This window comes from Pseudomonas sp. NPDC090592 (assembly GCF_044769185.1).
In the GTDB taxonomy this organism is placed as follows: Bacteria; Pseudomonadota; Gammaproteobacteria; order Pseudomonadales; family Pseudomonadaceae; genus Aquipseudomonas.
In genome coordinates, this window is record NZ_JBIVXJ010000025.1 from 1 (window position 1) to 21,244 (window position 21,244).

General features: G+C 64.0%; 16 protein-coding genes. 6 read left to right on the top strand and 10 right to left on the bottom strand.

The annotated features are described in order from the left end of the window. Window positions 1-301 precede the first annotated feature (301 nt). The gene (locus ACIQUI_RS20540) at window positions 302-811 is read left to right on the top strand and encodes a GNAT family N-acetyltransferase (RefSeq protein ID WP_403202157.1); all 510 of its coding nucleotides are present in this window, start codon (window positions 302-304) and stop codon (window positions 809-811) included. Between the two features lie 87 nt (window positions 812-898). Further along, a complete protein-coding gene (locus tag ACIQUI_RS20545) occupies window positions 899-2,311 on the top strand; it encodes an MFS transporter (RefSeq protein ID WP_403202159.1) in 1,413 nt (470 codons plus the stop codon). Window positions 2,312-2,327: 16 nt separating this feature from the next. Here ACIQUI_RS20545 and ACIQUI_RS20550 read toward each other — a convergent pair whose 3' ends face one another. Further along, on the bottom strand, window positions 2,328-3,095 hold the full coding sequence (locus ACIQUI_RS20550) for a LysR family transcriptional regulator (RefSeq protein WP_403202162.1): 768 nt from the start codon (window positions 3,093-3,095) through the stop codon (window positions 2,328-2,330). A gap of 122 nt (window positions 3,096-3,217) precedes the next feature. Between ACIQUI_RS20550 and ACIQUI_RS20555 the strand changes: the two genes are divergently transcribed. Beyond that, on the top strand, window positions 3,218-3,949 hold the full coding sequence (locus ACIQUI_RS20555) for an SDR family oxidoreductase (protein WP_403202165.1): 732 nt from the start codon (window positions 3,218-3,220) through the stop codon (window positions 3,947-3,949). 286 nt (window positions 3,950-4,235) lie between these two features. On the opposite strand, the gene ACIQUI_RS20560 is transcribed toward ACIQUI_RS20555, so the two are convergent. Together ACIQUI_RS20560 and ACIQUI_RS20565 are read right to left on the bottom strand one after the other, a co-directional pair. Then, on the bottom strand, window positions 4,236-5,609 hold the full coding sequence (locus tag ACIQUI_RS20560; RefSeq protein WP_403202168.1) for an 8-oxoguanine deaminase: 1,374 nt from the start codon (window positions 5,607-5,609) through the stop codon (window positions 4,236-4,238). 223 nt (window positions 5,610-5,832) lie between these two features. Further along, window positions 5,833-7,227 (bottom strand): APC family permease, encoded by a 1,395-nt coding sequence (locus ACIQUI_RS20565; protein ID WP_403202171.1) that lies wholly within the window; start codon window positions 7,225-7,227, stop codon window positions 5,833-5,835. Window positions 7,228-7,521: 294 nt separating this feature from the next. On the opposite strand from ACIQUI_RS20565, the gene ACIQUI_RS20570 reads away from it, so the two are divergent. From ACIQUI_RS20570 to ACIQUI_RS20580, 3 genes are all read left to right on the top strand, one after another. Further along, the gene (locus tag ACIQUI_RS20570; protein WP_403202173.1) at window positions 7,522-8,364 is read left to right on the top strand and encodes a helix-turn-helix transcriptional regulator; all 843 of its coding nucleotides are present in this window, start codon (window positions 7,522-7,524) and stop codon (window positions 8,362-8,364) included. A gap of 43 nt (window positions 8,365-8,407) precedes the next feature. Then, complete coding sequence (locus ACIQUI_RS20575; RefSeq protein ID WP_403202175.1) at window positions 8,408-9,790, top strand: aspartate aminotransferase family protein; 1,383 nt, start codon at window positions 8,408-8,410, stop codon at window positions 9,788-9,790. Window positions 9,791-9,990: 200 nt separating this feature from the next. Continuing rightward, on the top strand, window positions 9,991-11,484 hold the full coding sequence (locus tag ACIQUI_RS20580) for an aldehyde dehydrogenase (RefSeq protein WP_403202177.1): 1,494 nt from the start codon (window positions 9,991-9,993) through the stop codon (window positions 11,482-11,484). A 140-nt stretch (window positions 11,485-11,624) separates the two neighbouring features. On the opposite strand, the gene ACIQUI_RS20585 is transcribed toward ACIQUI_RS20580, so the two are convergent. The 7 genes from ACIQUI_RS20585 to ACIQUI_RS20615 all read right to left on the bottom strand — a co-directional run bounded on the left by ACIQUI_RS20585 (window position 11,625) and on the right by ACIQUI_RS20615 (window position 21,143). Beyond that, complete coding sequence (locus tag ACIQUI_RS20585; RefSeq protein WP_403202319.1) at window positions 11,625-13,769, bottom strand: TonB-dependent receptor; 2,145 nt, start codon at window positions 13,767-13,769, stop codon at window positions 11,625-11,627. A 194-nt stretch (window positions 13,770-13,963) separates the two neighbouring features. Then, a complete protein-coding gene (locus tag ACIQUI_RS20590; RefSeq protein WP_403202180.1) occupies window positions 13,964-14,953 on the bottom strand; it encodes a siderophore ABC transporter substrate-binding protein in 990 nt (329 codons plus the stop codon). Continuing rightward, a complete protein-coding gene (locus tag ACIQUI_RS20595; RefSeq protein WP_403202182.1) occupies window positions 14,950-15,726 on the bottom strand; it encodes an ABC transporter ATP-binding protein in 777 nt (258 codons plus the stop codon). Before ACIQUI_RS20595 ends, ACIQUI_RS20590 begins: the two co-directional genes overlap by 4 nt. Next, a complete protein-coding gene (locus ACIQUI_RS20600; protein ID WP_403202184.1) occupies window positions 15,723-16,664 on the bottom strand; it encodes an iron chelate uptake ABC transporter family permease subunit in 942 nt (313 codons plus the stop codon). The genes ACIQUI_RS20595 and ACIQUI_RS20600 overlap by 4 nt, the downstream gene beginning before the upstream one ends. Continuing rightward, window positions 16,661-17,602 (bottom strand): ABC transporter permease, encoded by a 942-nt coding sequence (locus ACIQUI_RS20605; RefSeq protein ID WP_403202186.1) that lies wholly within the window; start codon window positions 17,600-17,602, stop codon window positions 16,661-16,663. Before ACIQUI_RS20605 ends, ACIQUI_RS20600 begins: the two co-directional genes overlap by 4 nt. After that, window positions 17,602-19,359, bottom strand: a complete 1,758-nt coding sequence (locus ACIQUI_RS20610) for an ABC transporter ATP-binding protein (RefSeq protein ID WP_403202189.1) — start codon at window positions 19,357-19,359, stop codon at window positions 17,602-17,604. Before ACIQUI_RS20610 ends, ACIQUI_RS20605 begins: the two co-directional genes overlap by 1 nt. Continuing rightward, window positions 19,353-21,143, bottom strand: coding sequence for an ABC transporter ATP-binding protein (locus tag ACIQUI_RS20615; RefSeq protein WP_403202192.1), 1,791 nt, complete (start codon window positions 21,141-21,143; stop codon window positions 19,353-19,355). The genes ACIQUI_RS20610 and ACIQUI_RS20615 overlap by 7 nt, the downstream gene beginning before the upstream one ends. Window positions 21,144-21,244: the final 101 nt, after the last annotated feature.

A 21,244-nucleotide genomic window follows, 5' to 3' on the forward strand; every position in this document is an offset into this window, starting at 1 on the left:
TACAACGGCTATGAAACACCGCTAGCCATGGAGGAAAAGCTCAAAGCGGCGGCATAAACCTTAATCGGTGTCCAAAATTACTTGACCAGATCAGCATGCCCGCGAAACAGGCGACGCGGTGGATGGCACCGGCTTTGCGGGTGTTCGCGGGCTCGCCCGCTCCCACAGAGATTGCGCAGGCCTCAGGCTTATGCAGTACCTGTGGGAGCGGCTTCAGCCGCGAAAGGGCCGGCACAGGCAATACAGTAACCACGGACTGATTTACCATGGCAAGCGTTTACACGTTTCCAAGGAATCAGCCATGACGACCCCCCAGTTCCGCACCCCCACCGCCGCAGACGCCGAGCGCTGCTACGCCATTGAAATCGGCGCCTACGAAGGCGACGAGGCGGCCACCCTGGAGAAGATCCGCACCCGTATCGCACAGTATCCGCAAGGCTTCCTGATCCTGGAAAGCGCAGGCGAGATTGTCGGTTTCATCAACAGCGGCTGCGCCCACGAAGTTGTCATGTCGGATGAAGACTTCAAGGAGCTGGTCGGCCATCACCCGGCAGCCTTGAACGTGGTGATCATGTCGGTAGTGGTAGACCCGGCGGATCAGGGAAAAGGTTACGCCAAACTGTTGATGGATGAATTCATCACCCGCATGAAGGCGTCGGGCAAACAGACCATTCACCTGATGTGCAAGGGCCAGCATGTGGCGCTGTACGAGAAGCTGGGTTACCAGTACGTGAAGCCGTCACCGTCGGATCACGGCGGCATGGCGTGGCATGAGATGCTCATGGACCTGTGTAACTGCACCTACGCTTGAGGTGTAGCGGCCAGACAGGCTGTGGATCAGTTCCCACAGGGGCCTGCTGAGTGATCATGATTCATTACCGACAGAAGGACCTGAACCTTGGCCAACCCGGCAGCCGCCCATACCTCCCGCCAGGCCACTTGCATCGCCTTGCTGGTCGCCATCACCTTTTTCATGGAAAACCTCGACGCTACCGTCATCGCCACGGCACTGCCGCAAATGGCCAGCGACTTCGGCGAAAACGCTGTAAGCCTGAACATCGGTATCAGTGCCTACTTGCTGGCGGTAGCCGTGTTCATTCCGTTGAGCGGCTGGGTGGCCGACCGTTTCGGCCCGCGGCAGGTGTTTGCCGGGGCCATCGGCCTGTTTACCGTTGCCTCGTTGCTGTGCGGCATGGCCCCCGATCTGGACACCTTCGTCGCCGCCCGGGTGCTGCAAGGCATTGGCGGTGCCCTGATGGTTCCGGTGGGCCGGCTGGTGGTGCTGCGAACTACCGAGAAGCAAGACCTGGTGAAAATGCTCGCGGTGATCACCTGGCCCGGCCTGGTGGCGCCGGTACTGGGCCCGCCGCTGGGTGGCCTGATTGTTACCCACTGGTCGTGGCCGTGGATTTTCTACCTGAACATCCCACTTGGGTTGCTGGCCATTGCGGCGGCCTGGTGGTTGATTCCCAATGCGCGTTCAGCTGAGAAGCGTCGCTTCGACACCCTGGGTTTCGTGTTGCTGGCATCGGCTTGCGCAGCGTGGCTGGTTGGCCTGGAAATGCTCGGTTCCCTGGCCGGTGGCAGCCTGGGTGCGGGGCTTGCGCTGGTGTTGCTGGGTGGGATGCTGACCTGGCTGGCGATGCGTCACTGCCGGCGCCATCCGGCAGCGCTGTTGCCACTGGATACCCTGGCTATCCCCACGTTCAGGGTCAGCATCGTGGGCGGTACCTTGTTTCGCCTGTCGATCAGTGCATTGCCGTTCCTGATCCCGTTGCTGCTGCAGATCGGCTTTGGCCTGTCGCCCGTGGATGCGGGGTTGCTGGTACTGGCGATCTTTGCTGGCAACCTGGCAATGAAGCCGTTCACCACCGGCTTGCTGCGCCGCTATGGCTTTCGCCGCGTGTTGCTGGTCAATGGCCTGATAGGCGTTGGCTGCATCCTGGCTTGCCTGGGCTTGCAGCAGGGCATGCCGTGGTACTGGATGGCGTTGGTGTTGTTCGTGGGCGGGCTTTCGCGTTCGATGCAGTTCACCACCTACAACGCCGTCGGTTTCGCCGAGGTGCCCAAGCAGCAGATGGGCGAGGCTTCGACGCTGTTCAGCATGTGCTTCCAGTTGGCGATGGCATTGGGGGTGGCGGTGGTGGCGCTGTTGCTGCGCGTGGCGATGATGGCACGCGGCGCTGAAAGTGAACTGACAGTCAGCGACTTCCACTGGGCGTTGATTGGCGTTGCGTTGATTGCCTGTGTGGCATTGGCGGATGCCATGCGTTTGCCGAGCAACGCCGGTGAGCAGGTCTTGCGCACCTGACGGCAGCGGCGCGGGCCTACAATGCATCACGTAGCTGGATGACGCCATCAAGCGCCAGCGCCTGTGCCGAGTAGCACAGGCCGATGCGTCGGCGCAGGTCCAGTTGTGGCATAGGCGCCATGTGCACGCCACGGTGCTCGGCAGCCAGTGACTCTGGCACGATCGCGGCGCCCAGGCCTGCGGCAACCAGCTCCAGGGCCAGGGCGAAAGTCTGTGCTTCTGCTACCAGCGTGCCGCTGTAGAAAGGTTGCAGGCGCTGATGGCTGGGCTGCGTCGGGCAGGTGATCCACTGGGCCTCGGTGCTTCCCTGCGGCGCAGTCGCCAGCACGAACCGGTCGTTGTGCAGCGGCAGGAACAGCTCATCTTCACAACGCAGCTCCTCACTGGCTAGCCGCACCGCACCCATGCAACCGGTTACCAGTTGCAGGCGCACCGCAGGCTGGATGGCCGCCGCTGCCAGCACCACCTTGGCCAGCACTGCCGCACTCACATCCTGCTCCACACCCACCTGCAAAGGCGCACGTTCACGGTCGCCCTTGAAGCGGCCGAGCAAGCGGTTGGCATCGGCGACCATGCGCTGTGCTTCGGGGTACAGCGCACGTGCGTCCTCGGTCACCTCCACGCCGCGGGTCTGGCGCACGAACAGCGTGGTGCCCAGGGTTTGTTCCAACGCCCTGATGCTGCCGGAAAGCGCCGGTTGGCTAAGGTGTATCGAGCGCGCGGCGGCGGTGATGTTGCGCGCTTCGAACACGGCGATGAAGGCGCGGAGCTGGCGGTAATCCATGGGGTACCCATAAGTGATGCCGATGGCTGCGAAAGGAATTTCCCGTTTTTCGCAAGAAAAGCCGGCCTCTATACTCGCTCTATTCCTAACCCATAGGCAAATTGAATAACAGGACGGTGACCATGAGCAACTCCCGCAAACCCTTGGTAGTCATTACCGGTGCCAGCTCTGGCATTGGCCTGGCCACCGCCAAACTGCTGTCCAGCCGCGGCCACGCGCTGTTGCTGTTGTCCCGCCGTTTGGCGCCGATGCAGCAGCTGCAATTGCCAGACACCCTGGCGCTGGCGGTCGATGTAACCGACCGCGCTGCCGTGCTGGCCGCCGTGGCCGAGGCCGAAACGCGTTTTGGCCCGGTAGATGCGATCATCAACAATGCGGGCGTGATGCTGCTGGGCAACATCACCACCCAGGATCCGCAGCAGTGGGACCGTATGCTCGACGTCAACGTACGCGGGCTGCTTAATGGTATTCATGCGGTGGCCAGCGGCATGGTCGAGCGCAAGCAGGGCACCATCATCAACGTCAGCTCCGTGGCCGGGCGCAAGGCATTTCCAAACCATGTCGCCTACGTCGGCACCAAGTTCGCTGTCACTGGCCTGTCGGAGAACCTGCGCGAGGAGTTGGCACCCAGCAACGTGCGGGTGATCACCATCGAGCCGGGCGCGGTGAACACCGAACTCCTCAGCCACACCACCGATGACGCCATCAAGGACGGCTACAACGACTGGAAGCAGGAAATGGGCGGGGTACTCACGGCCGAGACCATTGCCGAGACCATCGCCTTTGCCTATGGCCAGCCGCAGTCGGTATGCATTCGGGAAATCGTGGTGTGTGCTACCCGCCAGCAGGCGTGACTGGGGCTGCTGCGCAGCCCATCGCCGGCAAGCCAGGCTCCCACAGGTGCCGCGCAGATCTCAAGCTTTGCGCAGTCCCTGTGGGAAATTCTATGACTTCTTGCAATGGCATCAGGGTTGCCAGGTGCTCGCCACGGCATCTTCAGCGCCTGTGAGACCGAGCGCCGCGCGGGCGGCGCTCGGTCTCACAGGCGCTGCATATCTTGTGGCCAACACCTGTCAGCCCTGATGCGATCTCTGTGGGAGCTGGCTTGCCGGCGATGGGCTGCAACGCGGCCCGTGCAGATCAGGCGCCGCTGACCAGCTGAAGCGCCAGTTGGTTGTGGCGTTCCAGCACGCGTGGCAAATCGACGGTGGCCAGCTGGCCGTCCTTCACCACCACGCGGCCGTTGATCACGCTGGTATGCACCTGGGTAGGGGTGCAGAACACCAGTGCCGCCAGCGGGTCGTGATGGCCGCCGGCATAGGCCACGTGGCCCAGGTCGAAGGCGACGAAGTCGGCAACCATGCCGGGAGCAAGGGCGCCGATGTCATTGCGGTTGAGCACCTTGGCGCCGCCCAGGGTGGCGATTTCCAGTGCTTCGCGTGCGGTCATCGCGTCGGGGCCGAAGCCTACCCGCTGCAGCAGCAGGGCCTGGCGTACTTCACCGATCATGCTGGCGCCATCGTTGGACGCCGAGCCATCGACCCCCAGGCCCACCGGCACACCGTGGTCGCGCATCTTGCGCACCGGGGCGATGCCCGAGGCCAGGCGCATGTTCGAACACGGGCAATGGGCGACACCGGTGCCGGTACGGGCGAACAGCTCAATGCCGTGCTGGTCCAGCTGCACACAATGGGCGTGCCACACATCGTGGCCGACCCAGCCGAGGTCTTCGGCGTATTCGGCGGGGGTCATGCCGAACTTTTCGCGGCTGTAGGCGATGTCGTTGACGTTCTCGGCCAGGTGGGTGTGCAACGACACCCCGTACTGGCGCGCCAGCACCGCCGCTTCGCGCATCAGGTCGCGGCTGACCGAAAACGGTGAGCACGGCGCCACCACGATACGGCGCATCGAGCCGTGGCTGGCATCGTGGTAGTCCTCGATCAGGCGCTGGGATTCCTTGAGGATGTCGGCCTCCTTTTCCACCACCGAATCAGGCGGCAGGCCGCCCTGGCTCTGGCCCACGCTCATGCTGCCGCGCGCGGCATGGAAGCGCATGCCGATCTCGGCGGCAGCGTGGATGCTGTCGTCGAGCTTGCAGCCGTTGGGGTAGATGTACAGGTGGTCGCTGGAGGTGGTGCAGCCGGACAGGATCAGTTCGGCCATGGCGGTCTGGGTCGACACCGCGATCATTTCGGGGGTCAGGCGTGCCCAGATCGGGTACAGGTTGGTCAGCCAGTTGAACAGCTCGCCATCCTGGGCGGCCGGCACCACGCGGGTGAGGCTCTGGTACATGTGGTGGTGGGTGTTGACCAGGCCCGGGATGACCACTTTGCCGGCCATGTCGAGGATGACATCGGCATGCTGTGGCAGGGTATCGCTGGGGCCGACCTGCTTGATCAGGTTGCCTTCGATGAACAGGCCGCCATTCTTGATCTCGCGGCGTTCGCCGTCCATGGTGACCAGCAGTGCGGCGTTCTTGACCAGTAACGTTTTTGCAGCATTTGTAGGTGACATGGCTAAAGCCTGCGCAATACGCATCGGCGATTACCGATGTCATAGGCGCAGGGCATTGTAAGCAAGGTTTTTGTTAATTGTATACAGCATCTGTGAGCCTGTACCGGCCTCTTCGCGGGCACGCCCGCTCCCACAGGTACTGCACACTGTTCAAAACCTGTGCTGGCCCTGTGGGAGCGGGCGTGCCCGCGAAGAGGCCAACACAGGCTTCACAAGCGGTGCGTCACTCAGCCATCTGCAACTCCGGCAACTTTACCCGGAACGCCCGGGTAAGCCCCATCAGCACCACCAGTCCCATGCCCATCCAGCACAGGCCGATGGTGAACGACAGGCCGGTCAGGCTGCTCCACAGCCACAACGTGGTGAGAAAGCCCAGGCCTGGAATGGCGCCATACAGCAGGATGTTGCGGCTGCCGCTCAGCTTCTGGTCGACCAGGTAGTGCTTGACCACCGCCAGGTTCACCGCCGAGAAGGCGAACAGGGCGCCAAAGCTGATCATGTTGGCGACGGTATCCAGGGTGATTACCAGGGCGATCAGCGACAGCAGGCTGACCAGCAGGATGGCCGTGGCCGGCACGCGTTTTTTGCTTACCAGCTGGCCGAACACCCGCGGCAGCGCACCATCGCGGCCCATGGCGAACAGCACGCGCGAAACGCTGGCCTGGGAGACCATGGCCGAGGCGAAACAGCCCGCCACGTAGGTGGCGGTGAAGGCGGTTACCAGCAGCTCGCCGCCTACCCAGCGCATCACATCCACAGAGGCCGAGTCCGGGTCGGCAAAGCTGCCCCAGTCGGGGAACACCATCTGCGCGCAATACGACACCACCAGGAACAGCAGGCCGCCAATCAGCGACACGGCCAGGATCGCCACCGGAATGCGATAGGTCGGGTTGCTGGTTTCTTCGGCCATGGTCGAAACCGCATCAAAACCCAGGAACGACAGGCACAGCACGGCCGCGCCGGTCATGATCAGCGGCACGCTGAAGCCTTCGTGGTGGAAAGGGGCCAGCAGCGACACCGGCTCCGCCTGGCCACTGAGCTTGAGAACGGACAGGGCAACGAACACCACGATGAACACCAGTTGCATCACAACCAGGATCCAGTTGACCCGGGTGATCGACTCGATGCCGATCAGGTTGAGGAAGGTAACCAGGGCGATGGAGCCCGCCACCCATACCCAGGCGTGGATGGCCGGGAAGTATTCCGACATGTAGATGCCGATCAGCAGGTAGCTCAGTAGCGGCAGGAAGATGTAGTCGAGCAGTAGCGTCCAGCCGGCAATGAAGCCGATGTGGCTGCCGAAGGCCTTGCGCGTGTAGGTGTAGACCGAGCCGGAATAGGGGTGGGCCTGGACCATGCGGCCGTAGCTGTAGGCGGTCAGCAACATGGCGGCGAGGGTAAGCAGGTAAGCAGTGGGCAGGTGCCCTTTGGTCATCTGGGTGACCAGCCCGTAGGTGGTGAATACGGCCAGGGGGACCATGTAGGCCAGGCCGAACAGCACCAGCGCGGTCATCCCCATGGACTTGCGAAAGCGCCCGGTGCCGGTGCCGGGTTGCGAGGGTGCGTGCGGGGCGGGGTTGTTTGCGGGGTTATGGGCTGTACTTGTTGTTGTATGCATTGCTAACTCCTGGAAAAGGATGCAGGGCGCCGCAGTACGCGAGCAGGCTCGCTACCGGTGGCGGGTGTGCAAGGAGGTCGAGCGCAAGGCTCGCAGCGCTGGGGCGGTTTGATGCTCCCACACCCTGCAGGTGCCCGGAATCACCCTTTGGGGTGAGCCGCTGAGGGTTGCCGCAAAGGGGCCTTGGCCGCTCACCCCAAAGGGTGATTTCGGTGCAGGCAACGCCATGGGAGTATCTGCTCAACCACGCACCGCACCGGCGGCGGTGCCACTACTTGAAACGGCAGGCCCACAGTGACTAATCAATTGCTTTCAGAACAGTGGTTCGAGCACCTGGCCAAGGTCACCGAGGCGATCGGCCGGCCGGGCTTTGCCGCCAACCTGTTTGCCGCACTTGGCGTGATCCGGCCGATCCAGGCGACCACGGTGTACCTGTACCCGCATGACGGCATGCCTTGTGCGCTGTTCGAGCAGGACGACAAGGCGCCCTGGCAGCCCGAGGGTAATGTCAGCCGCTACCTGTCAGGCTTCTACTTGCTCGACCCGTTCTACGGTGCCTGTGTGGAGCAGGTCGAGTCCGGGTGCTATGGCCTGTTCGAAGTGGCGCCCGACCACTTCGAGGTCAGCGAGTACTACCAGTCGTTCTACCGGCACTCGCACCTGGAGGATGAGCTCAACTACATCCTCCAGGTGGCGCCGGGGCAGAGCCTGGCGGTGTCGCTGGCGTTCACCGGCAAGCTGGATGCGCAAACCCGCGAGCTGTTCGGGCGCATCACGCCTTGGGTGCTGGCGGTGCTGGGCAAGCACTTCGCCGGGCTGGACAGCCGCACCGGGCGCTTCGAGAACGTCCTCGAACAACGTATCCATGCCGCGCTGAACAACTTCGGCAGCTCGCTGCTGACCGAGCGTGAATGCCGTATCGCCCAGTTGATCCTGCGTGGCCACTCGACCAAGTCCCTGGCCGAACGCCTGGGGGTGTCGGAAGACACCATCAAGTCGCACCGCAAGAACGTCTACGCCAAGCTCGACATTGGCACCCAGTCCGAGCTGTTTTCCCTGTTCATCGACGCGCTGGCCAATGCCCAGGGCGTGCTGGGCAAGGACCCACTGGAAAGCTATATGGGCAAGCTGCGCTGAGCGCCGCCTGCCCTGCAACCCCCACCGCAAAGGAAAACCAACAATGAACGCGCCTTTCGCCCCGCAACGCCAGACCCGTGACTACCAGGCAGCCGATGCCGCGCACCACATCCATGCCTTCCTCGACCAGAAGGCGCTGAACGCCGAAGGGCCGCGGGTGATCGTGGGTGGCGATCGCCTGCACCTGTGGGACAGCGAGGGCAAGCGCTACCTGGATGGCATGTCTGGCCTGTGGTGCACCCAGCTTGGCTACGGGCGCCGCGACCTGACCGCTGCCGCTGCCACGCAGATGGACCAGCTTGCCTACTACAACATGTTCTTCCACACCACCCACCCGGCGGTGATCGAGCTGTCCGAGCTGCTGTTCAGCCTGCTGCCCGGGCACTACAGCCACGCGATCTACACCAACTCCGGCTCCGAGGCCAACGAAGTGCTGATCCGCACCGTGCGCCGCTACTGGCAGGTGGTTGGCCAGCCGAACAAGAAGGTCATGATTGGTCGCTGGAACGGTTACCACGGCTCGACCTTGGCAGCCACGGCGCTGGGCGGCATGAAGTTCATGCACGAAATGGGCGGGTTGATCCCGGATGTCGCGCACATCGATGAACCCTACTGGTATGCCGAGGGTGGCGAGTTGACCCCGGCCGAGTTCGGCCGCCGCTGCGCCTTGCAGTTGGAGGAAAAGATCCTGGAACTGGGTGCCGAGAACGTTGCCGGCTTCATCGCCGAACCGTTCCAGGGGGCCGGTGGCATGATCTTCCCACCGGAAAGCTACTGGCCGGAAATCCAGCGAATCTGCCGCCAGTACGACGTGCTGCTGTGCGCTGATGAGGTGATTGGTGGCTTTGGCCGCACCGGTGAGTGGTTTGCCCATGAGTACTTTGGCTTCGAGCCCGACACCCTGTCGATCGCCAAGGGCCTTACCAGCGGCTACGTGCCCATGGGCGGGCTGGTGCTGAGCAAGCGCATTGCCGAAGCCCTGGTGGAGCGGGGCGGGGTATTTGCCCACGGCCTGACCTATTCCGGCCACCCGGTGGCGGCGGCGGTGGCCATTGCCAACCTGAAGGCGCTGCGCGACGAGGGCATCGTGGCCCAGGTGAAGGACGACACCGGGCCGTACCTGCAGCGCATCCTGCGCGAGGTGTTCGCCGACCACCCGTTGATCGGCCAGGTGCAGGGCGCCGGGCTGGTGGCAGCGTTGCAGTTTGCCGAGCACAAGCCAACGCGCAAGCGTTACGCCAACGAGAACGACCTGGCCTGGCAGTGCCGCACCTTCGGCTTTGAAGAAGGGGTGATCATTCGCTCGACCCTGGGCCGGATGATCATGGCGCCGGCCTTGATCGCCAACCACAGCGAGCTGGATGAGTTGGTGGAGAAGACCCGCATTGCCGTGGACCGCACCGCCCGCCTGGTCGGCAAGTTCTAAACCGCTCTCATGGAACTGCGCATCACTTACTGATTTAGCAGGGACCCTGTGGGAGCGGGCGTGTCGAGGCGTCGAACCGCCGCGAAGAATCCAACGCGGTGTACGGCACCGGCTTCGCCGGTGTTCGCGGGCACGCCCGCTCCCACAGGGAACGCGTCGCCCATTACAAAAAGAATGCTTCAAAGGCTTAAGGAGTACAAATGTACACCCTCGAATTCTGGCAACAACGCGCCGCGGACCTGTACCTGCCGGCCAGCGCGCTGATCGACGGCAAACCCGTCAACGCACAGGGTGGCGCCACGTTCGCTGCCATCAACCCCGCCACCAACACCGTGCTGGCCCAGGTCTCCGCCTGCGGCCAGGCCGAGGTCGACCGTGCGGTGGCCAGCGCACGCCGGGCCTTCGAACAAGGCCCTTGGGCGCGCATGGCCCCTGGCGAGCGCAAGAAAGTGCTGCTGCGCCTCGCCGAGCTGATCATGGCCCATCGTGAAGAACTGGCCCTGCTGGACTCGCTGAACATGGGCAAGCCGGTCATGGATGCCTACAACATCGATGTGCCGGGTTCGGCCCATGTGTTCGCCTGGTACGGTGAGGCGCTGGACAAGCTCTACGACCAGGTGGCGCCCACTGCGCCCAACGCACTCGCCACCATCACCCGCGAAGCACTCGGTGTGGTTGCTGCTGTGGTGCCCTGGAACTTCCCGCTCGACATGGCCGCCTGGAAGCTCGCGCCCGCACTGGCCGCCGGCAACAGCGTGGTACTCAAACCCGCCGAGCAATCACCGTTCTCGGCCCTGCGCCTGGCCCGGCTGGCGCTGGAGGCCGGCCTGCCGGAAGGCGTGCTGAACGTGGTGCCGGGCCTGGGCGAGCAAGCCGGGCAGGCGCTGGGCCTGCACCCGGACGTGGACTGCCTGGTGTTCACAGGCTCCACCCAGGTGGGCAAGTACTTCATGCAGTACTCGGCGCAGTCCAACCTCAAGCAGGTATGGCTGGAGTGTGGCGGCAAAAGCCCCAACCTGGTGTTCGAGAACTGCCAGGACCTGGACCTGGCGGCGGAAAAGGCCGCATTCGGTATTTTCTTCAACCAGGGCGAGGTGTGCTCGGCCAACTCGCGGTTGTATGTGCAGCGTTCCATCCATGACGAATTTGTCGAGCGCTTGCAAGCGAAGGCCCGCCAGTGGTTGCCGGGCAACCCGCTGGACCCGGCAAGCCGTGCCGGTGCCATTGTCGATGCCGAGCAAACCCGCCGCATCGAGGCCGCCATTGCCCGCGCCGGGCAAGAAGGTGCACGGCTGGTGAGTGGCGGCCGACGCCTGACCATCGACGGTTCGGACAACTACATCGAGCCGACCATTTTTGCCGGTGTCGATAGCCGCATGACCCTGGCGCGGGAGGAAGTGTTCGGGCCAGTGTTGGCGCTCAGTGCCTTCGACACGGAAGAAGAAGCCGTGCGCCTGGCCAATGACAGCATCTATGGCCTGGCGGCCTCGGTGTGGAGCGACGACTTCAACCAGGTTCACCGCGTGGCGCGGGCATTGAAGGCAGGGACCGTGTCGGTGAATACAGTTGACGCGCTGGATGTGACGGTACCGTTTGGTGGGGGCAAGCAGTCGGGGTTTGGCCGCGACCTGTCGCTGCATTCGTTCGACAAGTATTCGCAGCTCAAGACCACGTGGTACCAGCTGCGCGGCTGATCATCTGATCATGCACCGCGTCGCCTGCTTCGCGGGCTTGCCCGCTCCCACAGGTTCAGCACAGCTTTCAGGCTGATGCTGGACCTGTGGGAGCGGGCGAGCCCGCGAAGAGGCCATCACGGGCGCCGCAGCCGGTTCGGTCAGAAGTCCACGCTAGCCGACAACTGATAGGTTCGCGGCGCCCCCAGCCCCAGGGTCTGGGTCAACGGCACACCCCAGTAATCCTTGTCCCCCAGGTTGGCAATATTCGCGCGCAAGGTCACCGGCTTGCTGGCGACCTGGGTCACGTAGCGGGCGCCAACGTCGAAGATCGTGTAACCCGGAATCGACAGGCTGTTGTCGGCATTGATGTACTGCTTGGACTGTGAGGTCACGTTGCCGGTCAGGGTCAACCCATCCAGGCCCGGGATGTCCCACTCCACCCCCAGCTTGCCTTGCAGCTTGGGGTAGGCGGTGGCGGTCTTGCCGTCGTTGGCACCGCCTTGGGTCTTGGTCAGCTTGGGGTCAACATAGGCCACGCCGCCCATCAGGCGCACGTCGGGCAGAGGGGCACCGAAGAAGCTCCATTCCACCCCACGGTTACGCTGTTCACCACCGAACGAAAAGATGTTGGTGACCGGGTCGGTGTAGCTGCCCGGGCGCTTGATTTCGTACAACGCCAGCGTGTGGCTGAATGTGCCCAGGTCAAGCTTCAGGCCGATTTCCTTCTGCTTGGATTTGTACGGCGCGAACACGTCGCCATAGTTGGCAGCAGTGATCGGTGCGGCAGCGCCCTTGCTCAGGCCTTCGATGTAGTTGGCATAGAGCGACAGCTCATCGGTCAGCTTGAACAGGATCGCCCCGGCGGGTGTGGTGGCGTGGGTGTCGTACCCTGGCTTGTTGCGTGCGCCGGTGTTGGTGTTGTACGTGTCGGTAACCACCTCCTGGCGGCGCACGCCGAGGGTGAGCTGTACGCGGTCATCCAGCACCGACAACGTGTCGGCGATGCCGTAGCTTTTCAGGTCGTTCTCGGTGTGGGCAATCAGTGGCCAGGCCTCTGACACTTTCGGGCCCCAGACCGGGTTGTAGATGTTGGTCGTCCAGTTCGAACCGGCGGCGCGGCGGCCAAAGTCTTTTTGTTCGTCGCTGTACTGGGTAGCGTTGAGCGACCATTGGTGGTTGATGCCGAAGGTGTCGAAATGCCCGCGCAGCCCGACTTCGGCAGAGGTCTTGAGGATCTCCATCTGCAACTGGCCCATCGCGGTGGTGAAGTCGCCGGCGCTGTTGTCCACGGTGGCTGTCAGGGCGCCACTGTAGCGATAATTGGTCTTGCTGGTACCGATCGCACCATAGGCCAGCAGCTGGTCGTTCAGCTCATATTCGCCACGCAGGATGACGCCTTTGTCCTTGGTTTCCACATAGGCCCAGTCGGGGTTGAGCAGCGTCTTGTTGCTGGGCGGCCTGGGGACCGGCACGCGCTCATCCAGGCCCATGCCGCGGTTCTGGCCGTTGATATGGTCATCGGTATCGAACAGGTCAAGCGACAGCCTGGCGCGTTCACCACGCCAGTCCAGGGCCAGTGAAGACAGCACGTTACGCTGGCTTTGGTCGTCGATGGCGGTATCACCGTCGCGGTACATGCCGTTGAAGCGCACACCGAACTGGTTGCCCTCGCCGAAGCGCCGGCCTACATCGATATGGCCGCCAAGCTGGGCATCCGAGGCATAGGTGGCGGTAAGCCGGGTCAGTGGCGTGTCGCCGGCGCGCTTGGGAATGAGGTTGACGATACCGCCCACCGAGCCGCCCGGTGGCATGCCGTTCAGCAGTGCCGAGGGGCCTTTGAGCACTTCGATACGCTCGTACATTTCGGGCGAGGCACGGTAGAAAGGCGCCATGCCGAACAGGCCGTCGACGGTCATGTCGCTGACGCTGGTCTGAAAACCCCGGATCGAGTAGTTCTCACTGTAGGTGCCGGTCAGGCCGTTGCTGAAAACCGACGGATCGGTGGCCGCGATGACGTCTGTGATGTCGCGGGCTTGCAGGTCCTGAATGTAGGTGTCGGTGTAGCTGATGGTGCTGAACGGGGTCTCCATGAAGTCTTTGTTGCCCAGCAGGCCCACGCGGCCGCCCGTCGCTACCTGGCCACCGGCGTACACCGGCGGCAGAGGTTCGGCGGCATTGGCCTGGGCATCGATCAACGTGGCTTGCAGCTCCGCTACGGCGGGCTTTTCTTCAGTCGCCTGGTGAATGGCAGGCGTTTCGGCGCGCGCCGCGATTGGCGCTAGCGTACCGCTGCCAATGGCCATACCGATGAGGATTGCTTGGGACAAAGGGGTGCGCTTTAGTGCAGGCGAGGGGTGAGCAAACAGGGGACGAGTGGACACGCGATGGCTCCAGGAAGTGTGTGTGGCAGAAGTGTTTTTGGTTTTAAAAAGCGAAGACGTAAGGCAAACGAGAATCACGCGCTCTCGTGTTGCCGGGCGACGGCATCAGGTAGGGCTTAGTCCTGATAGCCCCTGATCACGTCATCTGCGATCAGGGCCAGTGACGTCGGGCTGGCGGCCGTGACGTACCAGGCCTGCGGGTCGACGAACACCACGCGGCCATGCTTCCAGGCGTTGGTCTGGCGGAGCAGCGGGTTGTCGAGTGTGGCTGCGTTCATCAGCGGGCGGTGCTCCATCACGGCAGTGCGGTCCACCACGTAGAGGATGTCGGGGTTGGCCTGCTGGATGAACTCGCTGGAGATCGGCTGGCCATGCAGGCCGGTGTCCAGCGTGGTGCTGGCCGGTTTCACGCCCAGGTCATTGAAGATGAAGCCGTAGCGCGACTGCACACCGAAGGCGCTGAAGGCGCCATTGTTGTGCAGCACCACCAGCGCCCGTTCCGGGCGGTCGCGGGTAACGTTGCGCGCCTGGGCCAGCTTGGCTTCCAGTTCGTCAACCTTGCGCCGGGCCAGGTCCTGCTTGCCGAATACCTCGCCAAGGCTGGTCAGGTGCTGTTTGACCACCGCGACATGCCCGGCCTCGCTGTCGCGGTAATCCACATCGAAGTGCAGGGTCGGCGCCATTTCGCTCAGTTCGCCATAGTGGCTGGCCTGCAGCGAGGTGATCAGGATCAGGTCGGGCCGGGCAGCGTGTACCCGCTCAAGGTTCGGCTGCACGATCGAGCCGACATCTGCGGTTTGCGCGGCGTCCTTGTAACGCGCCAGGAAGTGCGGCACGAAGTCCTTGGGCATACCGGCCACGGCCACGCCCAGTTGGTCGAGGAAGTCCACTTCGTTCATGTCCAGCGCCACCGTGCGCTGTGGCAGCTGGCTGATCACGGTGCTGCCCAGCTTGTGCTGCACGGTAACCGGCATGTAGTCGCCATGGTGTGTGGCTTGCACTGTTGCCGGCGTGGCTGTGGTGGGTTCGTTGCAGCCGTGCAGGGCCAGGGTGGCGCCAAGCAATAGCGCCAGCGGCCAGCTGCTGGCGGGGTGGTTGCGGTTCATCGTGGTGCTCCGGGTGGGTTGAAGTAGTTGCACAGGCGCCCGCGCGCGCCGTGGGTGATTTCGAATTCGAGCCCGTATAGCGCCTGCAGCTGTTGTTCGGTCACCACCTGCTCGACGCTGCCGCTGCAATGCACCCGGCCGTTGTGCATGGCGACGATATGGTCGGAGTAGGCGGCGGCGAAGTTGATGTCGTGCACCACCAGGATCACCGTGCGGCCGAACTCGTCACACAGGCGGCGCAAGGCGCGCATGATTTGCACGGCATGGCCCATGTCCAGGTTGTTCAGTGGCTCATCGAGCAGCAGGTAGTCGGTCTGCTGGGCAATGGTCATGGCCAGGAATGCCATTTGCCGCTGGCCGCCGCTGAGCTCATCGAGATACGCGTTGCGCAGTGGCTCAAGGGATAGAAAGGCGATGGCCTGGTCGATGGCCTGGCGGTCTTCACCCGTAAGTGCGCCGCGGCTGTAGGGGAAACGGCCGAACGCGACCAGTTCGTCGACGGTCAGGCGCAGATTGAAGTCGACCGACTGGCGCAGGGTGGCGACGCGTCGGGCGTAGTCGCCGATGGCGATGCTGCTGATGCTTCTGCCGTCCAGCTGGATGTCGCCGCTGCTGGGCTCCAGCAAGCGGGCGAGCATCATCAGCAAGGTGGTTTTGCCGGCGCCGTTGGGGCCGATCAGCGAGGTCAGCTGCTGGCGCGGGAAGCGGGTGCTTACTCCGCTCAATACGGCCTTGCTGCCGTAGCGTTTGTGCAGGTCATGGACAGCTATCATGCGGCTCCCCGGTTTCGCACCATCAGGGCGAGGAAATAGGTGCCACACACCAGGTTCACGAGGATGCCGACGGTGGTCCTGTAGTTGAAGACATGCTCGACCAGCAGCTGGGCGGCAATGAACACGGCAATGGCTACCGCGCTGCCAAGGGCCAGCGTGACCTGGTGGCGGAAGGTGCCGGCCACGGCGTAGGTGATGTTGGCGACGAATACGCCCATGAACGCCGTGGGCCCCAACAGGCTGGTCGACACAGCCACCAGCGCCGCGATCACTGCCAGCAGCAGGCGCACCTTGCGCGTGTAGTCCACGCCCAGGGAAATCGCCTGGTCGCGCCCTAGCGCCAGCACGTCCAGCACCGGCACCGCCCGGGCCAGCAGCAGGCACAAGCCCGCCACCAGCACCGCCGAATACAACAGCAGTTGCGGCGCTGCCCGGTTGAACGAAGCCTGGGTGTAGCCCAGCAGCATCGAGAATTCGCCGGGGCTGACTTTCAGCTGGACGAACTGGGTGAAAGTGGCCATGACCATGGTCAGTACCAACCCGACCAGCAGCAGGAAGTAGACGTTGTTCTTGCTGTCGCGAAACAGCCAGCGGTGCAGGGCCCACGAGTAGCCGAGCATCAGCAGTACCGAGAGCAGGAAGTTGCCGCTACTGCCGAGCAGCACCAGCCCCTGCACCCCCATTGCCAGCACCAGCAACGCCTGCAGCAGCAGGTACACCGCCTCGTAGCCCATGACCGACGGGGTCAGGATGCGGTTGCCGGAAAGGGTCTGAAAGGCGATGGCAGAACAGGCCACGCACACGCCGCCGATGACCATGGCGGCCAGGCGTGCGAGGCGCTTGGGGATGACGTAGGCAAAATCGGGCCCGGCGTTGGCGAAGACGAATACCAGGGCCAGCACGACCACTGCCAACCACACACAGTGACGGCCCCTCATCGCTGCCTCCAGATGACCAGCCCAAGGAAGATCAGCCCACCCAGGCCGCCTGCCGTCAGGCCGATGGGCACTTCGAACGGGTAGATCAGCAGCCGCCCGAGCAGGTCGCAGACCAGCAGCAAGGTAGCGCCGCCCAGTGCCACCAGCGGTAGCGTGCGGCGCAGGTTGTCGCCAAAACGCATGGCTACCAGGTTGGGCACCACCAGGCCGACGAAGGGGATGGCGCCGACGGCGATCACGCTGGCCGACACCGTCACCGCCACCAGCAGCAGGCCCAGGGTGATGTTGGCGGTGTAGTTCAGGCCCAGGCTGGTGGCCATGCCTTCGCCCATCCCGACCACGGTGAAGCGCTGTGCATACAGGTAGGTGACCAGCACGATCGGCACGATCAGGTAGAGGATTTCGTAGCGACCCTGCACCACCTTGGAGAAATCCCCCAGCAACCAGCCCTGCATGCTTTGCAAAAGGTTGAAGCGGTAGGCGTAGAACTCGGCCAGCGCACTCAGCACACCGCCATACATCAGGCCGATGACCGGAACCAGCACGGCGTTGCGGGCGCGGATGCGGCGGATGATGGCGACGAACAGCAGGCTGGCCGCAAAGCACACGGCCAAGGCGAACAGCATGCGCAGCAACGCCCCGGCTGCTGGCGCCAGGCCCAGTGACAGCAGGATGCCCAGGCGTGCGGCGTCCAGCCCACCGGTGGTGCCCGGCTCGACGAAACGGTTGCGCACGATCTGCTGCAGGATTACTCCGCACACCGCCAGGCCCACACCGACCAGCATCAACGCCGCCAGGCGTGGCAGGCGGCTGGCGGTCAGGGTCAGCCAGGTATCACTGTGCAGGGTAAACAGCTGGGCCCAGGCCAGCTCACGGGCACCCACCGCCAGTGAGGCGACGCACAACAGCAGGAACACTACCAGCCAGGTCGTGCGCATCAGTCATGGCCCGCATGCGGTACGGCGATGCGCCAGCCATTGGCGGCGTGGCGCTGCTCGAGAAAGCGCGCATAGCGGCCGCCGCGGGCGCGCAGTGCTGCCGGCGCGCCTTGCTCGACAACCTGGCCCGCTTCCAGCACCACGATATGGTCGGCCATGGCGACGGTGCCGAGCTGGTGTGCGATGACCACCAGCGTGCAGCGCCCACGCAAGCTGTGCAGGGCCTGGGCAATCAGCGCCTGGTTCTCGGCATCGAGGGCTGCGGTGGCTTCGTCTACCAGCAGCACGGGCGTTTGCCTGATAAACGCGCGGGCAATGGTCACACGCTGGCGCTCGCCGCCAGACAACCGTGCACCCCCTTCACCTACGGGCGTATCGAGGCCTGCAGGCAGGCGCTCGATGATGCTCGCCAGCCCGGCCATGTGCGCCGCCTGCAACACCTCGGCGTCGCTGGCATCGGGTTTGCCGATGCGGATGTTGTCGGCAATGCTGCCCTGGAACAGCCAGGTATCCTGCAGCACCTGGCTGACGGTGTCGGTGAGGCTGGCGCGGGGCATGTTGCGCACGTCCACACCGCCAATCTGCACGCTGCCTTGGGTGGTGTCGAAGAACCGCGCTATCAGGCGCAGCAGCGACGTCTTGCCCGAGCCCGACGCGCCGATGATCGCAGTCATGCTGCCGGCCGGGATATGCAGGTTCACGTCATGCAACACCTCTGGGCCTTCAGCGCTGTAGCGCAGGCTCACCCCTTGCAGGTCGATAGCGCCATCCAGCGGCTGCAGGGTCGTGGTGGGCTCGGGCAATGGCTTGGCTGCCAGGATGCGTTCGATCTCCTTGAGCTGGCCATGCGCCCCGCGCAGGATCTCGACATGGCTGGCAACGTCCTGCAACGGGTCGATGAAGCGGCACACCAGCGCCAACGCCACGATCACCGCCACAGCGTCCTGCGGCTGGGCACCGGCGTGGCTGCCGAACCACAGGCCAGCGGCTACCAGCAGCGTGGCGAATGTCATCTGCACGGCCCAGCTGTTCAGCAATGCCGACAACGAAGCCCGCACGATCAGGCCCGCGCCGCTGCTGTGCTGGCACTGAAGGCTTTGTTCCAGCAAGCGCGTTCCACCCCCGGCACCATTGAAGGCGCGCAGCACGGACTGCGCCTGGGCAAATTCGACCATTCGCATGCTGGCTTCGGCGAAGTGCCGGTGAAAGGCCTGGTCGGCGCTGCGCCCCAGGCGGGCACTGAACAACAACACCGCTAGCAACGCCGGCAATGCCAGCAGAGCGATCAGCCCCAGCGGCGGGTGCAGGGCGAACAATGCAAGCAGCAACACCAGTGGCGTGACGCTGCCACTGATCAAGGGGGTAAGCACATGGGCCGGCAACTGGGCCACGGCCATCGTGCCTTGGGTGATCACATGGCCAAGCCGCGCCGTGTTCTGCGGGGTGAACCAGCCCAGCGGCAGTTGAGCCACGTGGGCGCCGATGCAATGGCGGCCGCCTTGCAACACGGCCACGGCCAGGCTGATACCTGCCTGCTCCACGCGGCGTCGCCAGGCCCAGCACAGCACCAGGCCGGCTGCCAGTACGGCCAGCCAGGCACTGGCGGCAGGTAATTGGTTGTTCAGCAGGTGCAGCATGATCGGCGCCAGAGCACTGATGGTCAGCCCACTGAACACCCCATACAACACGGTCATCAGGCAATAGCGACGCCATGCCGGGGCGCTGTCGCCCAGCAGTCGAACGAAGGTTTTCAGCATGCTGGCAGTGCCTTCTCCACGGTGTTCTGATAGCGGCCCTGTTCCCACAGCCGGGCATACAGGCCTTGGCGCGCGAGCAATTCGGCGTGTCGGCCTTGTTCGCAGAGGGTGCCCTGGTCGATCACCAGGATCTGGTCGGCGTTCATCACGGTGTCCAGCCGGTGGGCGATTACCAGCAGGGTGCGACCCTTGGCAAAGCGCGACAGGGCATCCTGGATCGCCGACTCGCTTTCGGCGTCGGCGGCTGCGGTGGCCTCGTCCAGTACCAGCACAGGCGGGTCGAGTAGCACGGCGCGGGCGATGCTCAGGCGTTGCTGTTCGCCACCTGACAGTTGCGCGTCTTCGCCGATCACCGAGTCATAGCCACGCGGCAGTTGCAGGATGCGTGCATGCATGTTGGCCAGGCGCGCCGCCGCTTCGATCTGCTCGCGGGTTGCAGCCGGTTGGCCCAGGGCGATGTTTTCGGCCACGCTGGCATGGATCAGCCGTACCTCTTGCAGTACGAAGCCGATGCGCCGGTACAGCTCGCGGCTCTCGACCTGCCGCAGGTCGACACCGCCCAGGGTGATGCGCCCGGCATCGGGGTCGAAGAAGCGCAGGAGCAGGCGCGCCAAGGTCGACTTGCCGGCGCCGGAGGGGCCGACGATGGCGGTGGTGGTGCCGGGGGCCAGGTTGAAGCTGACGTCGTTCAGCACCGGGGTGCCAGGCACATAGGCATGGCTCACCCGTTGCACACGTATTTCGCTGCCGTTGGGCAGGCTGCCAGCGGCAGGGGCCGGCAGCACCGGCGTGTCCAGCAGCGCCTGCACCCGCTGGGCTGCTGCCACCGCGTTGTTCAGGTCATGGGTGATGTAGTGCAACAGCTGCAACGGCGCGCACAGCCCCGGCGTGACCAGGGCAAAGGGCAGGATCTGCAGCGGCTCGATCCGGCCCACGGCCACGAACAGCATGCCGGCCAGCAGCACCACGCCCAGTACTGTCACCGGCGCGATCAAGGCATTGGCCCGGGCCATCGCCGCAACCAGTGGGCGGGTGAAGCCGGTGAAGGTGTCGGCGAAGGCATCGACCGCGGCACGGTAGCGGTCCTGGGCATTGCCACGGTCGCCGAACGCTTTGACCAGCGGCATGCCATTGACGAACTCGACCACTGCATTGTCGATGCGTGCCATACCTGTGACCACGTCACCCATATGCGCTGCGCTGGCCTTGATGGCCCGGTGCAGAAACAGGAAGAACACAGGGAAGGGCAGCAGCACGACCAGTGCCAGGCTCCAGTGCGTGGCGAGCAGGTAGGCCACCGACACTACCACGGCGCCGACGGCGCGGCCCAAAGTAGTGAAAAAGTGCGCGGTCAGGCTATGCAAGGTGCCGATGTCGTCCTGCATGGCACGTTTCACCTCGCTCGACGCTCGCTCGCTGAACCAGCCGAGCGGCACTTGCATCAGGCGCTGGCCAATGGCAACGCGCAGGTGATGGGTAATGTGGTTGTCGGCCTGGTGCGCCAACAACTCGGCGGCGGTTATCAAGGTCATCCCTGTAAACAGGCTGGCGACGCTGGCCGCGATCGCCCGGGCAATGGCGGCCGATGAGCCGGATTCGCTCAGCGCAAGCTGTGCAATGTGCGCAACGCCTGCCAGAGGGACCAGGGCCAGCATCGCCCCCGCGGCGGACAGCAATGCCGCCAGGGCCAGCCGCCCGCGAATGGGATAGAGCACACGGCGCAGAGGGCTACGCACCTTGCTGCCGACAGGGGCGGCGTCGAGGGGGGAGGATGAGTCAGACATGAAACGGGCCTGGGAGCTGAAAACGAATTAGTTGCATGACTATAAACTAATTTGCGAAAACCCGACAAGACAGCTACAAGACTGTCTTCAAGAAGCCCGGA